The organism is Bacillus sp. EB106-02-03-XG38, assembly GCF_058792175.1.
In genome coordinates this window covers 316,859-342,345 of record NZ_JBYTED010000004.1, presented here as the reverse complement: position 1 = coordinate 342,345, position 25,487 = coordinate 316,859, and the positions used below count along the sequence as shown (strand labels likewise).

21 protein-coding genes are annotated in these 25,487 nt (G+C 37.0%); 3 read left to right on the top strand and 18 right to left on the bottom strand.

Annotated elements, in window-relative coordinates:
- Window positions 1-328: 328 nt before the first annotated feature.
- The gene (abc-f, locus tag AC3WTI_RS20365) at window positions 329-1,963 is read left to right on the top strand and encodes a ribosomal protection-like ABC-F family protein (protein WP_097840499.1); all 1,635 of its coding nucleotides are present in this window, start codon (window positions 329-331) and stop codon (window positions 1,961-1,963) included.
- 99 nt (window positions 1,964-2,062) lie between these two features.
- Here the strand turns inward: abc-f and AC3WTI_RS20360 are convergent, their stop codons facing one another.
- From AC3WTI_RS20360 to AC3WTI_RS20285, 16 genes are all read right to left on the bottom strand, one after another.
- The gene (locus tag AC3WTI_RS20360) at window positions 2,063-2,374 is read right to left on the bottom strand and encodes a heavy metal-binding domain-containing protein (RefSeq protein WP_000637523.1); all 312 of its coding nucleotides are present in this window, start codon (window positions 2,372-2,374) and stop codon (window positions 2,063-2,065) included.
- Window positions 2,375-2,439: 65 nt separating this feature from the next.
- Window positions 2,440-4,155, bottom strand: coding sequence for an ABC transporter ATP-binding protein (locus AC3WTI_RS20355; protein ID WP_087959298.1), 1,716 nt, complete (start codon window positions 4,153-4,155; stop codon window positions 2,440-2,442).
- A 253-nt stretch (window positions 4,156-4,408) separates the two neighbouring features.
- Window positions 4,409-5,611 carry a PDZ domain-containing protein gene (locus AC3WTI_RS20350; protein WP_087959297.1) on the bottom strand — a complete coding sequence of 401 codons (1,203 nt, stop codon included), beginning with the start codon at window positions 5,609-5,611 and terminating at the stop codon, window positions 4,409-4,411.
- Window positions 5,612-5,854: 243 nt separating this feature from the next.
- Window positions 5,855-7,291, bottom strand: coding sequence for a S41 family peptidase (locus tag AC3WTI_RS20345; RefSeq protein WP_087959296.1), 1,437 nt, complete (start codon window positions 7,289-7,291; stop codon window positions 5,855-5,857).
- Between the two features lie 118 nt (window positions 7,292-7,409).
- Window positions 7,410-8,303 carry a permease-like cell division protein FtsX gene (ftsX, locus tag AC3WTI_RS20340; RefSeq protein WP_087959295.1) on the bottom strand — a complete coding sequence of 298 codons (894 nt, stop codon included), beginning with the start codon at window positions 8,301-8,303 and terminating at the stop codon, window positions 7,410-7,412.
- Window positions 8,293-8,979, bottom strand: coding sequence for a cell division ATP-binding protein FtsE (gene ftsE, locus AC3WTI_RS20335; protein ID WP_000594323.1), 687 nt, complete (start codon window positions 8,977-8,979; stop codon window positions 8,293-8,295). Before ftsE ends, ftsX begins: the two co-directional genes overlap by 11 nt.
- A 277-nt stretch (window positions 8,980-9,256) precedes the next feature.
- On the bottom strand, window positions 9,257-9,580 hold the full coding sequence (gene cccB, locus AC3WTI_RS20330) for a cytochrome c551 (protein WP_087959294.1): 324 nt from the start codon (window positions 9,578-9,580) through the stop codon (window positions 9,257-9,259).
- 443 nt (window positions 9,581-10,023) lie between these two features.
- A protein-coding gene (gene prfB, locus AC3WTI_RS20325) for a peptide chain release factor 2 (RefSeq protein ID WP_097840497.1) occupies window positions 10,024-11,122 on the bottom strand; the annotation gives its coding sequence in 2 pieces (ribosomal slippage) (window positions 10,024-11,049 and window positions 11,051-11,122; 1,098 coding nt in all).
- Between the two features lie 144 nt (window positions 11,123-11,266).
- Window positions 11,267-13,774 carry a preprotein translocase subunit SecA gene (gene secA, locus AC3WTI_RS20320; RefSeq protein WP_087959293.1) on the bottom strand — a complete coding sequence of 836 codons (2,508 nt, stop codon included), beginning with the start codon at window positions 13,772-13,774 and terminating at the stop codon, window positions 11,267-11,269.
- Between the two features lie 274 nt (window positions 13,775-14,048).
- Window positions 14,049-14,591, bottom strand: coding sequence for a ribosome hibernation-promoting factor, HPF/YfiA family (gene hpf, locus AC3WTI_RS20315; RefSeq protein WP_087959291.1), 543 nt, complete (start codon window positions 14,589-14,591; stop codon window positions 14,049-14,051).
- Window positions 14,592-14,911: 320 nt separating this feature from the next.
- A complete protein-coding gene (gene cspC, locus AC3WTI_RS20310) occupies window positions 14,912-15,109 on the bottom strand; it encodes a cold shock protein CspC (RefSeq protein WP_001990088.1) in 198 nt (65 codons plus the stop codon).
- A gap of 126 nt (window positions 15,110-15,235) precedes the next feature.
- Complete coding sequence (locus tag AC3WTI_RS20305) at window positions 15,236-15,940, bottom strand: ComFC family protein (RefSeq protein WP_087959290.1); 705 nt, start codon at window positions 15,938-15,940, stop codon at window positions 15,236-15,238.
- Window positions 15,940-17,289 (bottom strand): ATP-dependent helicase ComFA, encoded by a 1,350-nt coding sequence (gene comFA / locus AC3WTI_RS20300; protein ID WP_087959289.1) that lies wholly within the window; start codon window positions 17,287-17,289, stop codon window positions 15,940-15,942. Before comFA ends, AC3WTI_RS20305 begins: the two co-directional genes overlap by 1 nt.
- 126 nt (window positions 17,290-17,415) lie before the next feature.
- Window positions 17,416-18,846, bottom strand: coding sequence for a C40 family peptidase (locus tag AC3WTI_RS20295; RefSeq protein WP_142286720.1), 1,431 nt, complete (start codon window positions 18,844-18,846; stop codon window positions 17,416-17,418).
- 148 nt (window positions 18,847-18,994) lie between these two features.
- A complete protein-coding gene (locus tag AC3WTI_RS20290; RefSeq protein WP_000400857.1) occupies window positions 18,995-19,309 on the bottom strand; it encodes a winged helix-turn-helix transcriptional regulator in 315 nt (104 codons plus the stop codon).
- Between the two features lie 172 nt (window positions 19,310-19,481).
- Complete coding sequence (locus tag AC3WTI_RS20285; RefSeq protein ID WP_087959288.1) at window positions 19,482-20,324, bottom strand: DegV family protein; 843 nt, start codon at window positions 20,322-20,324, stop codon at window positions 19,482-19,484.
- A gap of 239 nt (window positions 20,325-20,563) precedes the next feature.
- Here AC3WTI_RS20285 and AC3WTI_RS20280 point away from each other — a divergent pair, with 239 nt between their 5' ends.
- Window positions 20,564-21,199, top strand: coding sequence for a YigZ family protein (locus AC3WTI_RS20280; RefSeq protein WP_087959287.1), 636 nt, complete (start codon window positions 20,564-20,566; stop codon window positions 21,197-21,199).
- Between the two features lie 74 nt (window positions 21,200-21,273).
- Window positions 21,274-22,407, top strand: coding sequence for an LCP family protein (locus tag AC3WTI_RS20275; protein ID WP_087959284.1), 1,134 nt, complete (start codon window positions 21,274-21,276; stop codon window positions 22,405-22,407).
- A 39-nt stretch (window positions 22,408-22,446) separates the two neighbouring features.
- Here AC3WTI_RS20275 and wecB read toward each other — a convergent pair whose 3' ends face one another.
- Both wecB and AC3WTI_RS20265 read right to left on the bottom strand, forming a co-directional pair.
- Window positions 22,447-23,562 carry a non-hydrolyzing UDP-N-acetylglucosamine 2-epimerase gene (gene wecB, locus AC3WTI_RS20270; RefSeq protein WP_087959282.1) on the bottom strand — a complete coding sequence of 372 codons (1,116 nt, stop codon included), beginning with the start codon at window positions 23,560-23,562 and terminating at the stop codon, window positions 22,447-22,449.
- 74 nt (window positions 23,563-23,636) lie between these two features.
- On the bottom strand, window positions 23,637-25,007 hold the full coding sequence (locus AC3WTI_RS20265; protein WP_144488548.1) for a UDP-glucose dehydrogenase family protein: 1,371 nt from the start codon (window positions 25,005-25,007) through the stop codon (window positions 23,637-23,639).
- Window positions 25,008-25,487: the final 480 nt, after the last annotated feature.

The window sequence follows — 25,487 nt, the reverse complement described above, 5'->3', positions numbered from 1 at the left end:
TTTAAAATACAGATAAAAGTACAATTGCATAATAACGAATTCAAAAATCATAAACAGAAATAAGTTTGACAAACCATTTTGTATGCGCATACAATAAAAGTAATATTATGAAAGGAAGGTACTTTGACCAATGAAGTTCTAATTCTCTTATTTATTTCATCCATCACAAATAGTGAACAAAAAATGATGAAAACTAGCAGGGGATTAGTCTGTCCATTTGTCGATACTTTCTTTCGAAACAATCATGTAAAAAATCGTTTATTTATGTACGATTTTTACATGCAAGGGCGACGTTTATCCTCTCTAGTGAAACTAGGGAGGTTTTTTTATGACTATTTTATTCGCACGTAATATTGAAAAGAGCTTTGGTGATCGCACACTATTTACGTTACCGTCACTGGAAATACAAGCACACGACCGTATAGGAATTGTTGGAGTTAACGGGGCTGGTAAATCTACGTTATTACAAATATTAAGTAAAGAAATAGAAGCCGACAAAGGCATAGTAACTCATCATAGTTCTATCAGCGTCATTCCTCAGCTTAGTGAGGAACTACCGGAAACTGCATCTTCTCTTGCAAAAGGAAAATGGAGTATTTCAAACGTTACAGATGCAATGAGCGGTGGTGAACGAATGCGCCTAAAGATTGCTCATGCCCTCGAACATGAGGCAGGTATTTTATTCGCTGATGAACCAACAAGCCATTTAGATATGATCGGTACAGAGCAATTAGAAAAGGCACTTTTATCTTATAAAGGGGCACTTGTTTTAATATCGCATGATCGTGAATTTCTAGATAATATATGTACTAAAATTATTGAAATTGAAGACGGTACGATTCAAGAGTATAAAGGGAATTATTCCAACTATCGAAAACAAAAAAAACGTGAACGAACACAAAAACAAGCAGAGTATGAGCAATATGCACAAGAAAAAAATCGTTTAGAGCAGTCCATTTCACAAAGAAAACAACGTGCTTCTAACATGACAAAAATCCCAACGCGGTTCAGTTCATCTGAATCTAAACTGCATAAATTAAGTGGGGCTCACGGCCAAGAACAGGTTAGCAAAGCAGCAAAGGCACTGGAAACACGTCTCGAAAAACTAGAAAAGAAAGAAAAGCCAAAAGATTTTCCTCAAGCTCAGTTTGACGTGCAATACCATACACCCATTCATAGTAAAGTGGCAGTACAGTTCAATAAAGCAACAAAGAAAATAGGTGACCGCACACTATTTAAAAGTATGAACGGAACTATTGCTCCTGGTGCAAAACTTGCTGTGTTAGGTGCAAACGGAAGTGGAAAAACAACTTTGTTCAACATGCTTCTCGCAAACGAGCGTGGTATGCAGCTTTCGAAAAGTTGTAAAATTGGATACTTCGAACAAACACTATCCATTTTAAAAACAGATAAAACCATTTTAGAAAACGTTCTAGAAGAAACAAATTATACTGAATCGTTCGTTCGAACAATACTTGCAAGGCTCCTATTCCGCCGTGAAGACGTTCATAAGCCTGTACACGTTCTAAGCGGTGGCGAGCGAATGAAGGTTGCACTCGCAAAAGTATTTTTAGGAAACTATAATTTGCTTCTGCTCGATGAACCGACAAACTATTTAGACTTAGCAACGCAAGAGGAATTAGAACTCATGTTACGAGAATATCCGGGCACAATACTTTTCATTAGCCATGACCGTGCCTTTATTCGCTCTGTTGCCGACCATATTCTACAAGTAGATGAGAGTGAACCAAGAGTATTCCACGGTAATTACGAGCAATACACAAAAAGAACAACCGGGGATTCTGTCAATGTTACTGAACAAGAATTATTACGTTTACAAACAAAATTAACGGAAATTATCGGACGAATTTCCATGCCAAATCAGCAAGATAACATCCCATCTCTCGAACAAGAATACGAAACATTATTAGTTCAAATCCGGAAATGTAAAGAAGCGCTCTAATGTCTTCCCTATATATCGACGGTGCCTTCCACATTTCCCAAGAAATATTGAAACTTCGACATAACAAAAAAAGCCGTGCTGGTGTGCACGGCTTTTACTTTAAATACGGACAGCTGTCCCGCTCACTGCAACCATTAGCATCCCTTCGCGAACTACTTCATAATCCACGTCGATGCCGACAATTGCATTTGCATTTTTTTGTCTTGCGAAAGTTTTCATCTCTTCCATTGCGATGTCACGCGCTTCTTTTAATTTACTTTCATAAGCGCCAGCACGACCGCCGACAACGTCACGGACAGAGGCAAAAAGGTCGCGAACGATATTCGCACCCATAATCGCTTCTCCATTGACGATATCGATGTACTCAATAATTTCTTTTCCTTGAATTGTAGACGTTGTTGTTACAATCATACTTTATAGCCTCCCATATGAGATTTTCACCTACTTATGGTGCACTAATTCAGTACAAATTATATTTACGAACTAAACTGCGCTTCGTATAACCTGCTGTATCCTCCGCCTTGTTCAATTAATTCATCATGTGAACCTTGTTCCGCAATACCATCTTTATTTACAACGACGATACGATCTGCATTTTTAATCGTCGCAAGTCTGTGAGCAATAACTAACGTTGTACGACCAACTGCTAATTCAGCAAGTGATTTTTGAATCGCTAGTTCCGTCTCTGTATCTAATGCAGAAGTCGCTTCATCTAATATTAAAATTGGCGGGTTTTTCAAGAACATACGAGCAATCGCTAGACGCTGCTTTTGTCCACCAGAAAGTTTCACGCCGCGCTCACCAATAACGGTATCTAAACCGTCTGGTTGTGAGTAAATTAAGTCTTCTAATTGCGCACGTTTTACTGCCTGCCAAATTTCCGCTTCTGACGCCTTTAAATTTCCGTAAGCAATATTTTCACGAATCGTTCCAGAGAATAAGAACACGTCTTGCTGCACAATTCCAATCTGCTTACGAAGTGAAGATAATGTCATATCTTTCGTATCAATACCATCAATTTGAATCGATCCAGACGATTGCTCATAAAAACGTGGGAGTAAACTACATAACGTTGTTTTCCCTGCTCCTGATGGTCCAACGAATGCAACTGTTTCACCTGCATGTATTTTCAAACTAATATCATTTAAAATCGGTTCTTTATTTTCATATCCGAACGTAATGTTGCTATATTGAATATCACCGTGTACATGTTTAACTTCGATCGCATCTTTAGCGTCTACAATATCTGGCTCTGTTTCAAGAAGCTCTACATATCTCTTAAAACCAGCGATCCCTTTCGGATAACTTTCGATTACCGCATTAATTTTTTCAATTGGGCGGAAGAAAATATTCGTTAATAGAACGAATCCGATAAATCCACCGTACGTTAATTCACCTTGCAGAACAAACCATGTACCACATATTAAAACGAAGAGCGTTACGAGACGCATAAGCATATAACTGATTGACGAATTTAACGCCATAATTTTATACGCCATTAATTTCGTTGTACGGAAACGAGCATTGTTAACAGCAAATTGCTCTTTCTCAAACTTTTCATTTCCGAATGCTTGTACAACGCGGATACCACCGACGTTATTCTCAATACATGCATTGAAATCAGCAACGTCTGAAAATAAACGTCTAAATGTACCTGTCATTTTTTTGTTGAAGTAAAGTGCTAACCATAATAAGAATGGAATGACGAAGAACGTTAATAGCGCTAATTTCCAGTTGATCATCATCATAAATGAGAATGCCCCAACTAAAGTCATAACGGCGATAAATAAATCTTCTGGCCCGTGGTGAGCAATTTCCCCAATTTCCATTAAGTCGTTTGTAAGACGTGAAATTAAATGACCTGTTTTATTATTGTCAAAAAATCTAAATGATAGCTTTTGAATGTGATCAAATAATTTCTGCCTCATATCCGTTTCAATGTTAACGCCAAGCATATGCCCCCAATATGTAACGACATATTGTAAGCCTGCATTTAATATATACACTGCAAGTAAACCGAAACAAGCCCATAAAATAAGCGTCCAGTTTTGCCCTGGCAATAACTTATCAATAAATTGATTTACGATAAGCGGGAAACCAAGTTCTAATAACCCTGCGACAACTGCGCAAGAAAAGTCGAGTATAAATAAACCTTTATACGGTTTATAGTAAGAAAAAAATTTACGTAGCATACCTTCCCCCCATTTTTCAAAATTAAAAAGACTCCCTAAATGATAACCATTATCAAATAATTATTCAAGTTATCCGTCTATGAAACTTCAAAAGAAGGTTTGCGATAGTTGTCGTTTTTTGCCGGAAAGTCGATATATTGGAATAATCGCTGATATATCCCAATAATCGACGATATAAATTTCATTTACTATCCTACCGCCCCCCCATCCCATACAAAAAGGGTATCACCACAAGGTGACACCCCCACTTCTATTACATAGCTTCCGAATCCCACTCATGCTCCTGCTGAACAAACACAATACCTAATTCGTGATGTCCTCCGGCGTATAATGCCGTTTGAGCGAGGCGAAGCTCTCCATTTGTATCTAATACTTCTAATTTACAAAATGCTCCTGTCGTCTTCGTTTGAAGCGCATCATAAAATTCTTCAGCACTTCTTGGAATGACTCCATTTACTTTCGTAATCATTTCTCCAGGTAGTAAATTCAGCTCTGCCCCAATTGTATTCGGGATTGTATCTAATACAACGAGTCCATCATTACGTGCAGCGAAGTACGCTGGTCTTGTTTCATCCGCAATTTTCTCTTGCATGGAAATTGTGAAACGTCCAAGCATCGCAACACCCATCGCGATAATTGCAAGTACGTGCCACCAATAACTTGCGATTCCTAAAACTAGCACAAGTCCTGCTAATCCGTATACACGTCTTCCTGTAAATAATAAAGCTTCTGTCGGCTCATAACTTCTAATCCTTCTCATAAATCCAATCAAAAATGGAACGAGGAATAAAGAATATGTATCTGAACCGATTGAAACGACAGGCCACCATGAAATAAACTGCGTTACCGCGTCACCTGGTATAAGAATAAAAATAGGAACGATCCATAAACGCTTTGATTCGTGTAAGCCGACCTTTAATCCGCGCTTACCCTTCCTCATCTTCGGCGTGGAATAGCCTACTGCATTTTTAGAAATCAATAAGCCCTCTACAACGAGCATGACGCCTAGCAAAATAGCAAGAGATACAATTGTACTCTCTTCACCTTCTCCAAGCTGTAAGAAGGAAACTGGTAGCTTAGAAGATAATAGAACACATACAATTGCGATGCTAAACGTATAAGCCGCTGATAAATATCGATACGTAGCAGTTAATCCAAATAGAAGTGTCCAAAGTAAGATGATCCATAAGCTCGCTTTGGAAACAACAAGTCCAAAGCCAATTGTAATAATAGATACGATTAATCCGTATTTAACTCCCGCAAATAAGGATGTTCGCAGTTCAAACCAAATATCATAAACTTTAAAGGAAAAGTCCTTTCGTTCTCGTAACATACGTAAGTATCCGACGAAGATACTACTTATTAAAAATACATAGACAGCAGGGTGTAAGAAAAAACGTCCAACCGCCCGCATTATTTCAAAAATCCATGCCTCCACGAACCCATTCACCACCATTTATATCATTCTTTCTTTTTATATTATCATAACTGGACAAACGTTTGTTTAACACAAAAAAATACAGGCAGCAAACTGCCTGTATTTCACTTTACCCCACTTTAATGGGCAGTAAGACCCCCACCTCAAAATTTAGCGAAAACAAAGTATTTAGGTAGGGGATCAACTGCCCATAAAAGTCCGATTGGTGAGGGCTGATAATCAGTGGGGGATGAAGAACCCCCCGCTGATTAAAGTTTCACTTTATTTCGCTATTAATTTTAATGCTGACTGTAGTTGTAGATCATTTTCTCCAGAACGGATTTTTTCAATAATTTTCGTTTGAATCGCCTCAGCTGTCTTTTTATCAAGCTGTCCTGTCGCATCCATTTTATTGGCATTTTGGAATGCTTTCAGCGCTGATTCTGTTTCTTTACTAAAGTATCCATCTTCACGTCCTGTTACATACCCTAAACTCTTAAGCATCTCTTGCGCGTGTTTTACTTGTACATCATTTGAATTGTATGAAAGTGTCTTTTCAATTTGAATTGGTGTCGCATGATAATAATCTGGTTGCTTCACTTCTACTGTTGGCGCAATTCCTTTTTTATGAATCCAGTTTCCATCTGGCGTTAACCATTTAAACATCGTTAATTTAATGTTGCTGCCATCTTTAAATGGAACGGCTTGCTGAACAGTGCCTTTACCAAATGTTTTTTCACCAACTAAATCGTATCCTTCTCCTTCTTTTAGCGCACCCGCTAAAATCTCTGAAGCAGAAGCACTTCCATTATCAATTAATACTGAAATTGGATATGGCTTTCTTTGTTTCAGTTCCGTAGAGAACTTCTTCTTCGCACCATTTCGCTCTTCTACTTGTAGCATCGGCTTTTTATCTGTCATAATTTCCCCTAGTATCTCTTCTACACTATTTAAGTAGCCACCAGGATTACCACGTACGTCAATAACTAAGCCTTTTATGTTTTTCTTCTCTAACTCTTTTAACTGATCCTTAAATTCTTTCGCTGTATTTTCAGCAAAGGAAGTGATTTGCATATAACCGATATCTTTTCCGCTCTCTTGTTTCACAGAGCTAAACACTGTGAAAATCGGAATTTTTTCACGTTTAATTTTAAATACAATCGGATCAGCTACTCCTGCACGCTTAATTTCAATCGCAACAGTCGTTCCTTTTTTACCACGAATCTTTAATACCGCTTCTTCACGTGATAAATCTTTCACACTATTTCCATCTACAGATAAAATTTGGTCATTCGGTTTAATTCCAATCTTTTCTGCCGGTGATCCTTTAATTGGAGATACGATAATAAGCTTACCGTCCGTCTTGTTCACCTCAGCCCCAATCCCCTCTAGCTCAGGATCGAGTGATTCACTAAACTGTTTAGCCGTTTCTTTATCCATATACGTGGAATAAGGGTCCTTCAGCGTAGACAACATTCCTTGTATTGCACCTTCGACTAATTTTTCATCCTTCACGTCTTCCACATAACGTGAATCAATTAGTGCATACGCCTCATTAATTTTTGCCAAATTCCCTTGCGCTGTGCTAGCGTTTCCACTCGAAATTGTTTGCGTTACTTCTGCTGGGTTAACCCCAAATAAAGACATACCTGCAAACATTCCGCCAGCACCAATTAAAAATGCAACAACCATTCCAATAATTGCAACTCTACGTTTCAATGCGGAATTCCCCTTTCCAAAACACACAGGTGGTGTAGCAAAAGGCATCACACAGTGTGTGATGCCTTTACCTATTTCTACTATATGATAAGCTTGTACGAATTATGTTTGCAACTTTTTATACTTTTAAGAAGCGACGAATTGACATTACACTTCCCCACATACCGATTAAAGCCCCGATTAACACTAGTAAACCAGCTAATTGGAATACGAATGGGCTGTATGGTAGAAGTTCGAAAATTGTTCCGCCAAGTTTCTCGTTAAACACACCTTGTAGTGAATTATACGTGACTAGAATTAAGCCAATTGGAATAATTGATCCTAATACTCCTAAGAATAATCCCTCTAATAAGAACGGCCAACGAATAAACCAGTTTGTCGCACCTACAAGTTTCATAATTTCGATTTCTGTACTACGAGCATAAATTGTAATTTTAATTGTATTAGAGATTAAGAACATCGCTGTGAATAAAAGACCAGCAATTAACACAATCCCGATATTACGACCAGTTTTTACAGTATCAAATAATCGTTCAACTTGCCCTTTTCCGTACTGAACATTACTTACAAACTGCATTTTTTCAATCTTTTTCGCGATTGCCGCTGTATCTGTTGGTTCTTTTGCTTTTACAACGAATACGTTTTTAAGTGGGTTATCTTGTTCAAATAACTCAAACGTTTTTCCACTATCGCCTAAGCTTTTAATTAAACGTTTTAACTCTTCTTCTTTAGAAGAATATTTAATAGAGTCTACTTTTGCAATCTTACTCATATCATCTTCTAATTTCTTTTGATCAGCTTCTTTTGCTGCTGGATCAACGTGTACACGAATCTCTACATCTTGCTCTACTTTCGTCGCAAAATGGTTCATATTCATAATCGCTGTTAAGAAGACACCTACAAGTAATAATGTAACTGTTACTGCACTAACAGAAGCAAACGTCATCCATCCGTTACGTGATAGATTCTTTACACCTTCTCGCAAATGTCGACTAAGGGTCTTAGCCTTCATATCCATATCCTCCCTCAATCTCATCTCGAACAATTTTTCCGCCTTCAATCGCGATTACACGATGACGGATTGTATTTACGATATCTGCGTTATGTGTCGCCATAACAATCGTTGTACCACGCTCATTAATGCGCGTGAAAATCTTCATAATATCAAGAGCTGTTTCAATATCTAAGTTACCTGTTGGCTCATCGGCAATTACAACCTTTGGTCTATTAACAATTGCTCTCGCAATCGCAACACGTTGCTGCTCTCCGCCTGAAAGTTCGCTTGGAAGTGCATCTGCACGATCTTCAAGACCTACAAGACCTAAAACTTCTGTTACACGCTCAAGAATTGCTTCTTTTTCTTCTTCAATTACCTCTAAGGCAAACGCAACATTCTCATATACCGTTAACTTAGGTAACAATTTAAAATCTTGGAAAATTACGCCTAATTGACGACGGAAATATGGAACATCTCTTTCTGCTAATGTTTCGATAACAAGCCCATTTACATTAATTGATCCTGTAGATGGCTTCTCTTCACGATACATCATTTTAATAAATGTAGATTTCCCGGCTCCACTCGGTCCAACTACGTATACAAACTCACCCTGTTTAATGTTAACTGTGAGACCAGCAATGGCTTTCATACCATTCGGGTACTCCTTATAAACATTCGTCATTTTTATCATTATTTATCACCCAATACTTAATGATTTTTTTCGAAATACTTTTCTGTACACCTGAAAATAAAAACTTTATTCTCACTTAACCACTCTTGTTGAAGGTAGTCTACTTACAATTTTTTATAAGTAATACTACTATGTAATATATTTCAGCAAAATTCTACAAACCCCATTGTAACATCAAACGGTTTCCAGTTCGGATACATTTTTGTTACAGTTATGTTACATTCCACAAAAAGGAAAACGAGTTGGCTATATAACCATCTCGTCTATTTTACTCTCTTTATTTATGGTCAGCTAACCACTCAGCTACTTTTTTCGCATCCTCACCTTGAATAATTCCTGGCGACATAGAACCGCGACCTTTTTCAATAATTTTTTCAATCTCCGCTGCATCATACTTCTGTCCCACTTTTCGTAAATCCGGTCCAGTTGCTCCTGATAAATCTTTCGCGTGACAGCCTATACAACTTTTTTGATAAATTTGCTCTGCGCTATCCGTGCTTGCAGATTGTTTTGAAGGCTTACTCTCTTCTTTATTTCCACACGCCCCTAAAGCAAAAACGACTGATGTTCCTAGTGCAATAGCCAACAATTTCTTTTTCACTTTTATCGCTCCCCATTGTTGATATTCTTTTCATTTGTAACACACTCATTTTCATTATAAGCATTATCTTTATATAGAAAAACTAAGGTATATTTCATATTCTTCAAAAATACAGCGAAAACCCTAATAATATAAAGCTTTTATAAGTTGTTTCAATTCTGTGAACAACATAAAAACTTATATAAAGTACCCTTTTTGAACGGGAAATTAAAAAAGTTCTGTATAAAGTCTTACTCTATGGCCGCTCTGTTTTACTATTCTCTACTTTTTACAAAACAATATACAACATTGTATGCTACATATAATCCCATCAAAAAGAGAAGTTGTCGTTTCCAACTTCTCTTCCTCTGTACTTCATCCATATAGATAAAATAACACTTTTTATATCCTCTATATCCTCAACATGTGCCAACAATTTTGTTGGCTTTTTTTCGCGTAGTTTATTAAATGCGAGAACGTAAGTAAGCATCGATAAATGGATCGATTTCTCCATCCATTACCGCCTGCACGTTACCAACCTCTGTGTTTGTACGGTGGTCTTTCACAAGAGAATACGGGTGGAATACGTAAGAACGAATTTGGCTACCCCATCCGATTTCTTTTTGTTCACCGCGAATTTCATCTAACTCCGCTTGTTGTTCTTCTAATTTCTTTTGATATAATTTCGCTTTTAACATTTTCATCGCATGCTCACGGTTTTTAATTTGCGAACGCTCTGACTGACATGTTACAACTGTGTTTGTCGGTGTATGTGTAATACGAACTGCTGAGTCCGTCGTATTAATATGCTGTCCACCTGCACCACTTGCACGGTACGTATCAATTTTTAAGTCTTCTGAACGTATTTCGATTTCAACTTCATCATTGAACTCAGGAACAACTTCACAAGATACGAACGATGTATGACGGCGACCTGAAGAATCGAATGGTGAAATACGCACTAGACGATGTACACCTTTCTCTGCCTTTAAATAACCGTAAGCGTTATGACCTTTAATTAATAAAGTAACACTCTTAATACCAGCTTCATCACCTGGTAAATAGTCAACTGTTTCTACTTTAAATCCACGTTTTTCAGCCCAACGTGTGTACATACGTAATAACATAGAACCCCAGTCTTGTGACTCTGTTCCACCAGCACCTGGGTGTAATTCTAAAATCGCGTTATTTTTATCATAAGGATCGCTTAGTAGTAACTGAAGTTCATACTCATTCATTTCTTGAATTAAGCCTTTTACTTCTGATTCGAGCTCCTCATGTAAATCTTCATCATACTCTTCTTTTAAAAGCTCATGCGTAATTTCTAAATTTTCGAATGTCTCATCTAACTGACGGAACTTTCCAACCATATCTTTCAGTGCATTCGCTTCGTTAATTACAGCTTGCGCGCCTTGTTGGTCATCCCAAAATCCTGCGCCCATCATTTTCTCTTCTAATTCTGCAATTTGTTTCTCCTTAGTAGGAAGGTCAAAGAGACCCCCTAAAAGCCGCTAATCTCTTAGCCATTTTTTCTAATTCCTGTCTAATTTCTACTAATTCCATTTCCTTCACCTCTATGTAATTGCTGTTACTTTCGTATGAAAACAAGGGAAACTCTCTCCACTTATGACGGAGAGAGTTTAATCCTTCTTAATTATACATTTTTGATATAAAAGTTTGCAAAGTAGCCTAAGCTACCGCCCTGTATTACTTCCCAATACCGCAGCAGTTTTTATATTTTTTACCGCTACCACATTTACATACATCGTTTCGGCCCACTTGGTCACCTTTTACAACTGGCTTTTTCTTTGCTTCTTCGCCATCGCTAGATGGGTGAACAGCTTCACCTTGAACAACTTCTTGACGCTCTAGGTTTTGTTCAATTTCAGCTTTCATAATGTAACGAGAAATTTCTTCTTCAATAGAAGCAATCATTGATTCGAACATTGCGAATCCTTCCATTTGATACTCACGAAGTGGGTCAATTTGACCGTAAGCACGTAAATGAATACCTTCACGAAGGTGATCCATCGCATCAATATGCTCTGTCCATTTCGTATCTACAACACGGAATACAACAACCTTTTCGAACTCACGCATTTGCTCTTCTGGCATAAGCTTTTCTTTGTCGTTGTAACGCTCTATTAATTTCGCGATAATTGGCTCGCTCATTTCCTCTGGAGCAAGGCGACGTAATTCTTCTTCTTTTACATCTCCTTCTTGCAGAAGGTTTGTATTTAAGTAGTCAACAAGACCTTTAATGTTCCAATCTTCTTCGATTTCCTCTTGTGTATGAAGTGCAACCGCACGCTCTACTGTAGATTTCATCATACCTTCAATAATGCCGCGTAAGTTTTCAGACTCCATTACCTCTTGACGCTGTTTGTAAATAACTTCACGTTGCTGACGAAGTACATCATCATATTGTAGTAACTGCTTACGTGCATCATAGTTATTTCCTTCTACACGTTTTTGCGCAGATTCTACTGCACGAGAAACCATTTTACTTTCGATTGGCTGAGAATCATCCATACCAAGGCGGTCCATCATTGCTTTCATATTGTCAGAACCGAAGCGGCGCATTAGTTCATCTTCCATTGATAAGTAGAACTGCGTAACACCAGGGTCTCCTTGACGACCAGCACGACCACGTAACTGATTATCAATACGACGACTTTCGTGACGCTCTGTACCGATAACTGCTAAACCAACGTTTTTAATATCGTCTCCAAGCTTAATATCCGTACCACGACCCGCCATGTTCGTCGCAATCGTTACAGCACCTTTCATACCAGCTTCTGCAATGATATCTGCTTCACGCGCATGGTTTTTCGCGTTTAAGATGTTATGACGTACGCCTTTACGCGTTAACATTTTTGAAATAAGCTCTGACGTTTCAATCGCAACTGTACCAACAAGAACAGGTTGTCCTTGTTTATGACGATTTACAATATCCTCAACAACAGCATTAAATTTACCTTCCATTGATTTGAAGATTAAATCAGCACGGTCATCACGAACAATCGGTTTGTTTGTTGGAATTACGATAACGTTCATATTGTAAATGTTACGGAATTCCTCTTCCTCAGTTTTCGCTGTACCAGTCATACCAGATAACTTTTCGTACATACGGAAGTAGTTCTGGAATGTAATTGTCGCAAGCGTCATACTTTCATTTTGAATTTCTACGCCTTCTTTTGCCTCGATAGCTTGGTGTAAACCTTCGCTATAACGACGGCCTTTCATAAGACGACCAGTAAATTGGTCTACAATTACGATTTCGCCTTCTTGTACAACATAATCTGTATCACGGTGCATAACAACGTGCGCACGAAGTGCCTGATTAATATGGTGAAGAAGTGCTACATGTTTTAAATCGAATAAGTTTTCAATGTGGAAAGCTTTCTCGGCTTTCGTAATACCATCTTCTGTTAACATTACATTTTTCGTTTTCACATCAAATGAATATTCTTTTTCATTTTCTAACGTACGAACGAATGCATTTGCAAACATGTATAGCTCTGTTGATTTTTGAGCTTGTCCAGAAATAATAAGCGGCGTACGCGCTTCATCGACTAAGATAGAATCGACCTCATCGATAATAGCAAAGTGAAGTGGGCGTTGAACGCACTGCTCTTTATATAAAACCATGTTGTCACGTAAGTAATCAAATCCAAGCTCATTATTTGTGCTATACGTAATATCAGCAGCATAAGCTTCTTGTTTTTCTTCGCGTGACATACTGTTTAAGTTAATTCCTACTGTTAATCCTAAGAACTCATGCAGTTGTCCCATTTCGTTCGCATCACGTTGTGCTAAGTATTCGTTGACTGTAACAACGTGAACACCTTTTCCTGTTAAAGCATTTAAATATACAGGTAATGTAGATGTTAACGTTTTACCTTCACCCGTTTTCATCTCAGAGATATTCCCTTCATGTAAGGCAATACCACCCATTAACTGTACGCCATATGGACGCATTCCAAGAACACGAGTCGCAGCTTCACGAACAACCGCAAAAGCTTCAGGTAGTAGATCATCTACTGTTTCACCTTTTGTTAGACGTTCTTTAAATTCAAGCGTCTTCCCTTTTAATTGTTCATCAGTTAATGGCTTAATAGATGGCTCTAGTGCATCAATTTGCTCAACTGTCTTCTGCATACGTTTAATTTGGCGTTGATTTACATCAAACACCTTTTTTAAAATACCGATCATAGGAAATACGCTCCTCTTTTTATTAAAATAAAACTTCCGATTGTTTTTCTTTTTCTCTATTACAATCAGTCGTTATAAAAATCAAATGTATGTTATGCCAATTTTTCTCCTAATTAAAAAAACTAAAATGTATATACCTAATGATAATTGTAACACTTGTCTTATAACTATGACAACAATCGGCCGAATGTCTCGTTCTAAATTAGGAAAACTTTTTATAGAAATCTATTTCCAGCAAAAAAAGCGCAGCCATTTCGGCTGCGCTTTTGAATTATTATTTAGTTTCGATTAAACCATATTTCCCATCTTTACGGCCATATACAACATTAGTTTCATTTGTATCAGCATTTGTGAAGACGAAGAAATTATGTCCTAGCATATCCATTTGTAGGATTGCTTCTTCAACGTCCATCGGTTTTAAATCGAATCGTTTTGTACGTACAAGTTCTAGTTCATCCTCTTCGACCTCATCCAGAACAGCTACTGCTTCTGGAAGGATAAAGTTCGTTTTCATAGAACCTTTCTCACGTAACTTACGATTTACTTTTGTTTTATGTTTACGAATTTGTCGCTCAAGTTTATCAACTACTAAATCGATAGCAGCGTACATATCGCTATTAGTTTCTTCTGCACGAAGTAATAAATCAGTAAATGGAATTGTTACCTCGACACGTTGCTTGTCAGAGTATACTTTTAAATTAACTTTAATCTCTGGGAATGTATCAAAATAACGCTCTAACTTACCTAGTTTTTTCTCTACATATTCCTTTAATGCTGGAGTTACTTCAATATTTTCACCACGAATGTTGAATTTCATAGATGAATTCCTCCTTTCAAGCCTATGTACTATAATTTCGACACTGGCTTAAAAACTCCTTCTAACTTTTTTAAAAAAATTAGTGGAATTGCGATTTTTTTATCGTTTTTTGTTGAAATGAAAAGATGCATCGTTTCTATCTTTATTTTATCCTATTAACATCGTGAATAACGAATATAACTGTGGACAATTCGTTACAGAAAAGAAACAACTTTTTGACAACTCGATTCATAACAAAAACCCCTTGCAAAAAACAAGAGGTTCTACCATATATATAACGTTGCCACAAACGCAGCTTTCTCTTCCCAAAAACAATATTCCTACAGTTTTACAACATTAGCTGCTTGTGGCCCACGTGCTCCATCTACAATGTCAAATTCAACTTGTTGCCCTTCTTCTAATGACTTATAACCATCTTGTTGAATCGCAGAAAAATGAACAAACACATCATCACCGTCTTCACGCTCAATAAACCCAAATCCCTTTTCTGCATTGAACCATTTCACTCTTCCTTGCATGTTCATTCCATTCCCTTCACTCTAAAAATCAGGGCATTTGCCCCATAATTTGACTATAACGAATGACAACTTACGAAGTCAAAGAAGACTTATCGTCTTTTTATTATCTCTTTCGACAGTTACAGATCAACTTCTACAGAGCGTCAAACTAGAAACTTCTCTTGCTCCTCTATCATATAAAAGACTTCCAATTTGTCTCACTGTAATTCCTGTCGTATATACATCATCCACGAGTAAAATGTGTTGACCATAAAACATCTCTTCTCCCTGAAAATAAAAAGGATTACTTCCCGAAAGCCTTTCTTTACGCGTCTTCTTACTTTGCTTTTCTGTTTCCCTTCTTCTTAATGATGGATACGAAGTGTTGACAGGTAAACAAGTTGCTAATAACTCTGCCTGATTAAAACCACGTTCATATTGCCGTTCCCTACTAAGCGGAACAGCAATAACAGTTGAAACGTTCGTAAAATATTTTTGAAATAGCTCTCGAAAGGATTGATGAAAAATACGAACTAACTCCGCATCCCCTCGAAACTTAAACTGTGCTACTATTTCTTTCATCTCATCATTGTACACATGCAAAGAACGATTTTTAAAAGGACGATACTTCTCCTCATTTATCCACCTTACGCAATCCACACAAATATCATTTTCTTTATATTCGGAAGGTAAATCCTCTAAAGGCCTCCCGCACTCCTTGCAAATCTCTCCTATAATATAGGAAAGTTTCCGCTCACATCTATTACATACATATTTTTTATGGGACTTTACAAAGAAGGTGTACCAACTAACTGTTTCCACTATAAACTCATCACAAAGCAAACAATGCATTAATCGATCAATCCTTGTTCCTTCGCATTTTTGTTCATACTTTGAATGTGTTTTCTCGCGCGTACCATCGACTCCGTCTTACCGTAATGAAAATACATAACCTCGCCATATGGCTCTTCAAAACTACGACCCGCTCGGCCTGCAATTTGTACGAGCGCGCTCTCTGAAAAAATTTCTTCTTCTGCCCCTAGCACCGCCACTTGTAAGTTCTTCACAGTTACTCCCCTTTCTAAAATTGTCGTTGTAACTAATAACGGAATATCTCCCTTTCTAAACGCTGCTACTTTTTCTTTTCTCATCGAATCTTCTGCATGTACGCCGTCGATTCTATTATCCAACCCTTTCAATAACTGACTCATTTCTTCTATATATCGCACATGAGGAACAAATAAAAAAATAGGATGTTTTTTGTTTACGTACATTTTTAACCATTGTAGTAACACTCGAGGAATTTTTTTATGATGAAGGCTTTTCTTCCAATTTCCGCACCAGCTAAATAGAGGAACTGGTAACGGATGACGATGGTATCGTCCTGAAACAATGATACCTTTTTGCTTCCCCTTTCTAAAATTACGCTTCCACTTTTCATCAGGAGTTGCAGTTAAATAAATACGCGCCGCTTTCTCTTTCATCGCTTGTTGCACCGCATACTGTAACATTTGATCTGCATGATACGGGAAAGCATCAATCTCATCTACAATCATGACATGAAACGCTCTATAATAACGTAACAATTGATGCGTCGTTGCAACGACTAACGCTGCATCTTTTTCACGATCCGCACTCCCTCCGTATAAAGCAGCTACATTTATATTAGGAAACACTTCTTGTAATCTCGGCGCTAATTCCAGTACAACGTCTGTTCTTGGCGTTGCGATACAAACCCTTTCTCCTTTTTGAAGCGCCTCTGCAATACCGTAAAATAACATTTCTGTTTTTCCAGCCCCGCATACAGCCCAAATAAAAAAAGATTCTTTCTGCTTAATAGCTTCTACCACACCTTGCGCCGCCAATTCCTGACCAGTAGACAAAACCCCTTTCCACTGCAACGGATTTAACTCTCTTTCTTCTTCTCTTTCCTGAATCCCACGAACGAGTACAGTACATTCACTAACTCTCCCCATTGTGATGCACTTCCGGCAATACGCGCATCTTTTACTGCATCTTTTACATAAAAATGATGTAAATAATCGCTGCTCTATATTTCCGCAGCGCTGACATATATATTTAGAAGCATTCTTTGTTATGCCTTGTACACATACGACCTCTCCCTTCTTTTTCAAGTCACTTAATTCTCTCCGTAAATCTGAAGAGAGTTCTTCTAATAGCAACTGTTTTCCAGCAAGCATTCACGCCACCTCCAGCACTACTATAAACCTTTCTCATAATCTCGTAAAAACTCAAAAAAGCCGATAACCTACTTATAAAATAGTAAGCTATCGACTTTATACACGTTTTTTTATTCAATTATAATTCTATAATCTACCGTAACCTAAGAAATGTTTTTGGTTATAAGAACTATTTACACTACCGTAAGTAACACCCGTTGATTCATCAGCAGCATGGATCATTTGACCGCCACCAATGTAAATACCAACGTGAGATACGCCTGCTCTGTAAGTACCTTGTAAGAAGATAAGATCTCCTGGTTTTGCTTCAGATGGGCTAATCTTTTGTACAGAGTTCCATAAACCTCTAGTATCTTGACGACCTAAACCATAAACATAAGAGATTAAACCACTGCAGTCAAATCCACCATTTGAAATTGACGCACTACCCCATACATATTTCAGACCTACTAAACCTTTAGCTTTTGAGACAACATCTTGTCTACCGCCACCAGTGTCAGCTGGTACTTCTGGAGCTGGTGTTGCTTTTTTCTCTTCTTTTTTCTTAGGCTCTTCTTTTTTATCTTGTCCATCATTGTTTGCTGGCGCCGCTGGTTGAGCCTGTGTTTGTGCTGGTTGAGCTGGAGCCTGTGCTGGCTGAGCTGCTGCTTGAGCCGCTTGCTCTGCCTGCTTTTGAGCAGCAACTTCTTGTGCAGCTTTTTCTTGTGCTTCTTTTTCAGCAATTTGTTGTAATTTTAATGCCTGTTGTTCAAGCTCCTTCAATTGATCTTCCGTACTTGTCATTGAAGTTACAACTGTATCCATTTTACCGCTTAAATCGTTTACTGCTGTTGCTTTTTTCGCTTTTTCAGCGTCAAGTTCTTTTTTAGCAGTTTCAATTTGAGCTTGTGCTTCTTTTAATTCTTTTTGTTTTGTTTTTACCGTTTCAACATCTTTTTTCACGTTCGCTTGATCTTCTTGTTGCGTTTTCATGATGTCTTCGTCAGACTCAAGAATTTTAGAAACTGAATTTAAACGATCAACTAAATCTGCAATGTTTTTAGAGTTTACAAGAACTTCTGTTACAACATTTGTGTTTGGTTGTTCTTGAAGTGCAACTAAACGTTTTCTTAATAACTCTTCACGTTTTGCAATTTTCGTTTGTAGTTCTGCAATATCTTTATTTTTCTTTTCGATTAATTGCTCAGTATCTGCTACTTTTTTCGTTGTTTCATCAAGTTTTGAAGCATTCTCTTGAACAGACTTATCCAATCCTTGAATTGTTTTGTTTAAGTCATTCATTTGTTTTTGTAATTCATCACGTTCTTGTTGTTGTTTATGTAAAGTGTCATTTTGTGTATTAATTTGTGATTTCACGTCAGAAATTTTATCTTCTGCAAATACATTTGGTGTTAGTCCTGAAAACATTAACCCTGCAACTAATGCGCAAGATGCCATTTTTAGCTTTTTCATTTTATTTTTTACACCGCTTTCTTTTTTCTTTTTCCGTATATAACCTATAAAATTTATACCATAATTCGGGATTTTTTTTGCTAATGTTACGCTATTGTAAAACAAATGTAATATTATATGTAACTCTATCGCGAAATATGCATATTTTTGTATGTATGTGTAGGATTTTAAACGTTTTTTTATAAGCAAAGAAAAAAACGTAAGGTTTCCCTTACGTTTTATTAAATATACTAATACGAATGCAATCCAAGCGTTATTTCATCCATTTTTCAGCCCAATTTTGGACTTCATCCATAACACTTTCTAATGCTTTTCCTTTGTCAGTTAAGCCGTACTCAATTCGAACTGGTACTTCTGGATAAACATTACGAACTACAATGCCTTCGCTCTCCAATTCCTTCAAACGCTCTGACAACATACGATCGCTCATATTCGGTATAATATCTGCGATTTCTCTAAAACGCTTTGACTCTTCAAGCAAAGATTTAATAATCAAGCCAGTCCATTTTTTACTAAGCAAAGTAAAAGCTGACTCAAACTTTGGACATAAACAAGAATTATGCTCCATATGTTTCACCTCTCTTCCATTATAATATAGTCTCTTGTAAAAAGTAAGTTATAAAACTTTCCTCATTATTTTATTTTACGTACATTTTACCATTTCCAAATATTAACTTGTCAACTTCACGTAAAATATCCGTAAAAAAACCCTCTTAAAAAGAGAGCTTTTTATATCTTTATTACTTCGTATACCATCCAAGACCTAATGCACCTTCACCTAAATGCGTACCAATTACAGCGCCAAAATAACCTGTGCGGATTGTGACATGAGGATATTTTGCTTCTAATTCAGCCTTCCATTCATTCGCTTCCTCTTCACGCTGTGCATGAATGATAACTGCTTCCATAGGTACACCTTTACTTGCTTGCTCATCAAAAATTTCAACAATTCGTTTTAACGCTTTTTTACGCGTACGAATCTTTTCAAACGGAATAATGATTTTATCTCTAAAATATAAAACCGGTTTTACTTGTAACAAACTACCAATGAAAGCTTGTGCACTATTTAATCGTCCGCCGCGTTGTAAATGATGTAAATCATCGACCACAAAATAAGCGTCCATCGTTTGTTTCATTTCATCAAAACGGGCGATAATCTCTTTCGGATCCTTCCCTTCACTTGCTAGCCTTGCACCTTCACGCACATAGAATCCTTGTACCTCACAACTAATTTCAGAGTCGTACGTATATACATCAATACCCTCTACCATTTGCCCGGCTGTCGTTGCCGTTTGATATGTACCACTAATCCCACTTGAAAGATGAATGCTAATAACCGCATCATACTCCTTAGATAGTTCTTCAAATAACTCAACAAACTTTCCGATTGCTGGCTGAGAAGTTTTCGGAAGTTCTTCTTGCTCACGTACTTTTACATAGAAATCATCTACTGAAATTTCAGCTTCTTCTTGATAAGATTCCGTTCCAAACACAACGTTTAATGGAATCATATATATATTGAGTTCATCACGAATATGCTTCGGTATATATGCTGTACTATCAGTAACAATAGCTGTTTTCATTTGCGTACCTGCCTTATAAAAAAGTTTTTATTCCCTAAGTTTACACGAAAACTAAAAATGGTGCATCCATACATGAAAATGCCGGTTTGAAATTATACTCACCATCTCGACAAATTACAACAAAAAGATGAAATACTCACCAAAAATTTTAACTTATTTATAAAAAATGTTTGAATATAAAAACGCTCGCTTTTAAAATGTAAAGTACTAGTCACTTTGGTAGATAGGGGCGTATTCGAGTGTTATTACAATATTTAACAATCAAAGACTACGGTGAACACGAAATTGTCATTCAAAAATCAAGATTTATCTGTTACATTAGCCGAGCTACAACCGAAGAAGAAGCTCAAGAATTTATCCAAAAAATAAAAAAACAAAACTGGAATGCGACACATAATTGTTCCGCATATTTAATTGGCGAACAAGATCAAATCCAAAAGGCAAATGATGATGGCGAGCCTAGCGGTACAGCTGGCGTACCTATGTTAGAGGTACTAAAAAAACGCGGTTTAAAAGATACCGTCGTTGTCGTTACCCGTTATTTTGGTGGCATTAAACTTGGTGCAGGTGGATTAATTCGCGCATATGGAAAATGTACAAGTGAAGGCATTAATCATGTCGGTGTTGTCGAGCGAAAACTCATGCGTGTTATGCAGACCGAAATTGATTACACATTACTTGGCAAAATTGAAAATGAATTACGTAATTCAAAATATGCCATTAAAGATATACATTATCTCGAAAATGTCACATTTGATACGTATGTAGAAGAAGATGGAAAACAAGCATTCACAGATTGGATGATTGAATTAACAAATGGGAAATGTACAATTACAGAGGGAGATATGTTGTACTTAGAACAAGATGTTATCTAAGAATAACTATATTATCCCCTTCAAAGATTAATGTAGTGAATTACTTCCCTACAAATGAACTAAGGAGATTATATATGGAAGAACGTTATTATCATCTCCAAAATAGCAGAATAAAAAAGAAACGAAGAAGAAAGTTTTTCTACTTCCTTATTTTCTTATTTTTATTTGGTAGTGTAGGACTTTATATATTAAATTCCTACTCTTCTCTCATGGGGATGTATAGTGGTTTTACTCGTGAAAAATCGGATTTGAGAAGTGAAGATGTAGAAATTACAAAAGAACCTTTTACAATCCTCATTATGGGTATAGAAGATTATGCGACAGACGGACAAAATGGCCGTACAGATTCATTAATGTTTGCAACAGTCAATCCGAAAACGAAGAAGATTTCGCTTATGAGTATCCCTCGTGATAGTCGTGTCCCAATTGTTGGAAAGAATAAAGAGGACAAAATTAACGCTGCGCACGCTTATGGCGGAGAAGAAATGGCAATCAAAACAGTCGAAGGTTTTCTAAAAGTGCCTGTAGACCATTATCTTAAAATTGATTTCCAAGGCTTTAAAGGTATCGTTGATGCTGTTGGCGGTGTTACCGTAGATGTTCCCTTCAATTTCTGGGAACGTTCTGACGAAGATTACTACAAAAAAATCGAATTTAAGCAAGGACAACAAGAATTAAATGGTGAAGAAGCACTCGCTTACGTTCGTATGCGAAAGCAAGATCCAAACGGTGATTATGGCCGGGCTGCTAGACAAAGACAATTACTAGCCGCTGTTGCTCAAAAGCTAAATTCCACTTCTACCGTATTTAAAATTAAAGATTTAACGACAGTCGTGGGAAAATATATAAAAACTGACATTCCTATTTCAGACGGACTGGCTCTTTACAATAAACTATCTGGATTTGATCCTTCTACAATACAAACGTTCAAACTTGAAGGAGAAGACAAAAAAGTAGGTGGTATTTATTACTTCCTTCCTGATCCAAACGGTGTTGAGGCAGTACGTAACGAAATAAAAAAAGAATTAGGCGAAGCAGCCAACACGCAAGACAATGCAACGACAAAAACCGAATCAAATCCTTCTTCAAATGCTAATTCTAACGAAAAAACGAAGAAAGAAACGAATCAGAATCAGAACCAAACACCAACTGAACCTCCTCCATCCACAAATGCTCATGCAGAGTGGATTATGAGAAATCAGCAATAACAAAAGAGCCAAATCGCAAATGATTTGGCTCTTTTTTCTTTACTTATTAAAGTGCTGTAAAATTGCTTCTACAATACGCTCTGATGCACGGCCATCACCGTATGGGTTAGATGCTTTCGACATCTTATCATGAGCTTCTTTATCTGATAACAATTCATCAGCAAGGCTAAAGATTGTCTCTTCGTCTGTTCCTGCTAATTTCAATGTACCCGCTTCAATACCTTCTGGGCGCTCTGTTGTATCACGAAGAACAAGAACTGGTACACCAAGTGATGGTGCTTCCTCTTGTACTCCACCAGAATCAGTTAGCATTAAGTATGAACGAGCTGCAACATTATGGAAATCAATTACATCTAGCGGCTCAATTAAATGAATGCGGCCATGATCGCCTAAAATATCATTTGCAGTTTCACGAACAACAGGGTTCATATGAACAGGATACACAACTTGTACGTCTTCATGCTTATCAACAAGACGTTTAATTGCACGGAACATGTTACGCATTGGCTCTCCTAAGTTTTCACGACGGTGAGCTGTCATAAGTACAAGACGATCATTTCCAAGTTTCTCTAGTACAGGATGACTATATGTTTCTTTTACAGTCGTTTTTAGCGCGTCAATCGCTGTATTTCCTGTTATGAAAATGCGTGACTCATCTTTATTTTCTTTCTGTAAGTTCGTCGCTGATTTCGCTGTAGGTGAGAAGTGAAGATCTGCCATTACGCCTGTTAATTGGCGGTTCATCTCTTCTGGGTATGGAGAATATTTATCCCATGTACGAAGTCCTGCTTCAACATGACCTACTGGAATTTGATTGTAGAAAGCAGCTAAACTCGCAATAAATGTTGTCGTTGTATCACCATGTACAAGTACAATATCCGGCTTTGCTTCTTTCATTACTTTATCCAAACCTTCTAAGCCACGCGTTGTAATATCAATTAAAGTTTGGCGGTCCTTCATAATATTTAAATCGAAATCTGGCGTAATTCCAAAAATACTTAATACTTGGTCTAACATTTGACGATGTTGCGCTGTTACAGTCACAATCGATTCAATTTTGTCTGAATGCTTTTGCAGCTCTAATACAAGAGGTGCCATTTTAATTGCTTCTGGACGTGTCCCGAAAATTGTCATTACTTTTAAACGTTCAGTCATTTCATTGCCTCTTTTCTTTCACTAGTTACAAATTCTATTATGACATATAAGAATATACATGAATACATACCTTTTTAACGAGTAACGGAAAAGTCTCTCTTACAAATACTTTCTCTTCCAATCGAATAATAATCTATCCCTTGCTCTTTGACACCCTCAATAGTATAACAATTTCTTCCATCGAATAAAATAGGCTCTCTCATAAGTTGTGCGTACTTTTCTAACGGATAAGCTCTAATTGTTTCCCATTCCGTTATAATAAAAGCCGCACTCGCTCCTCTAATCGATTCATCTATACATTCGCTATATTGTATAGTCTCCCCAAAGATATTTTTCATATTGCGAATCGCCTTCGGATCATATAGAACTACATCCGCACCCATATGAATTAATTCTTGTATCATAATAAGGGACGGTGCGTCTCTTATATCATCCGTATTCGGTTTAAATGCCGCCCCTAGCACAGCAATCCGCTTCTTGTTCATATTTATTACTTCCTTCGCTTTCTCAATCAATAACAACTGTTGTTTATTATTTACTTCAATGACTGCTTTTAACAAGCGAAAGTCATGCGCCACATTCCCTGCAATTTGCACAAGTGCTTTCGTATCTTTCGGAAAACACGATCCGCCGTAACCAATGCCCGCATTTAAAAAAGACGCACCAATTCGCTTATCCATTCCCATCCCTTTTGCAACGTCTAATACATTAGCTCCTACTTTTTCACATATATTTGAAATTTCATTGATAAAACTAATTTTTGTGGCTAAAAAAGCATTCGATGCATACTTAATCATCTCTGCACTTTTTATATCTGTAACATACGTTTTTAAGCGTAATTCACTATACAAATTCTCAACTTTTCGTGCTGCTTCCTCATTATCTGCTCCAATTACAATACGATCTCCTTGAAAAAAATCGTAAATCCCTGAACCTTCCCGTAAAAATTCTGGATTTGATACGATATGTAATTCATATCTATTTTGTAATTTCTCCTCAATCCATCCCCTCATAACATCATTCGTCCCTACAGGAACCGTACTTTTTGTAACAACAATAACATCGTTAGTCGCATATGTTCCGATATCTTCACAAGCATTTTGAATATATGTTAAATCCGCTGTTCCATCTAACAAAGATGGCGTTCCAACTGCAATGAATATAAATTCTGCATCGTTAAATGCTCTTACTCTACTTGTTGTAAAAGTTAAATGATTATTCTCACACGCATCATTTATTAATTCATATAAACCAGCTTCATAAATAGGCAAATCCCCTTGCTTTATCCGTTCAATTTTCTCATCATTTATATCAAAACATGTGACCGAGTGGCCTAACATCGCCAATCCTACTCCTGTAATCAATCCAACATATCCGGTACCTATTATCGTAATTTTCATTTCCTTTTCGCACAGGAATATACAATAGAAAATATACGGATACATAGAATTCTCCCTGTGCTTCCCCCTCTCACATTAAAAATGAGAAAACTCTTTTACTTCTTTATTATATGAATTACTTTTCCCATTCTTTTTTAAGTTTTTGTAAAATTAAATGCATCAATATAAAGTGAAACTTTAATCAGCCTTCACCAATCGGGATTTTACAGGAATTAAGGTTCCCCCCTCACCTCTTTGCTCCAACTGAATTTTGAGGCTGAAACCTTACTGCCCGTTCATGCAGATAAATTCCCACATTTTAACACGGAACTTACTCATTTCTACGTGTAACACTTATAATACTGAAATAAAAGTATTCACCATTAAAGAAAATGAGAAAATGTCATATTCCAAAGCCTAATACGATCAACCTTCTCAAATGATTCTACATTCTGTATACAATTGTCATATATTCTATCTGCTTCCATTTAACGTAAATAGAAAAAAAGATTGAATTCTAATCTTTTTGTGATACCATATGTTATG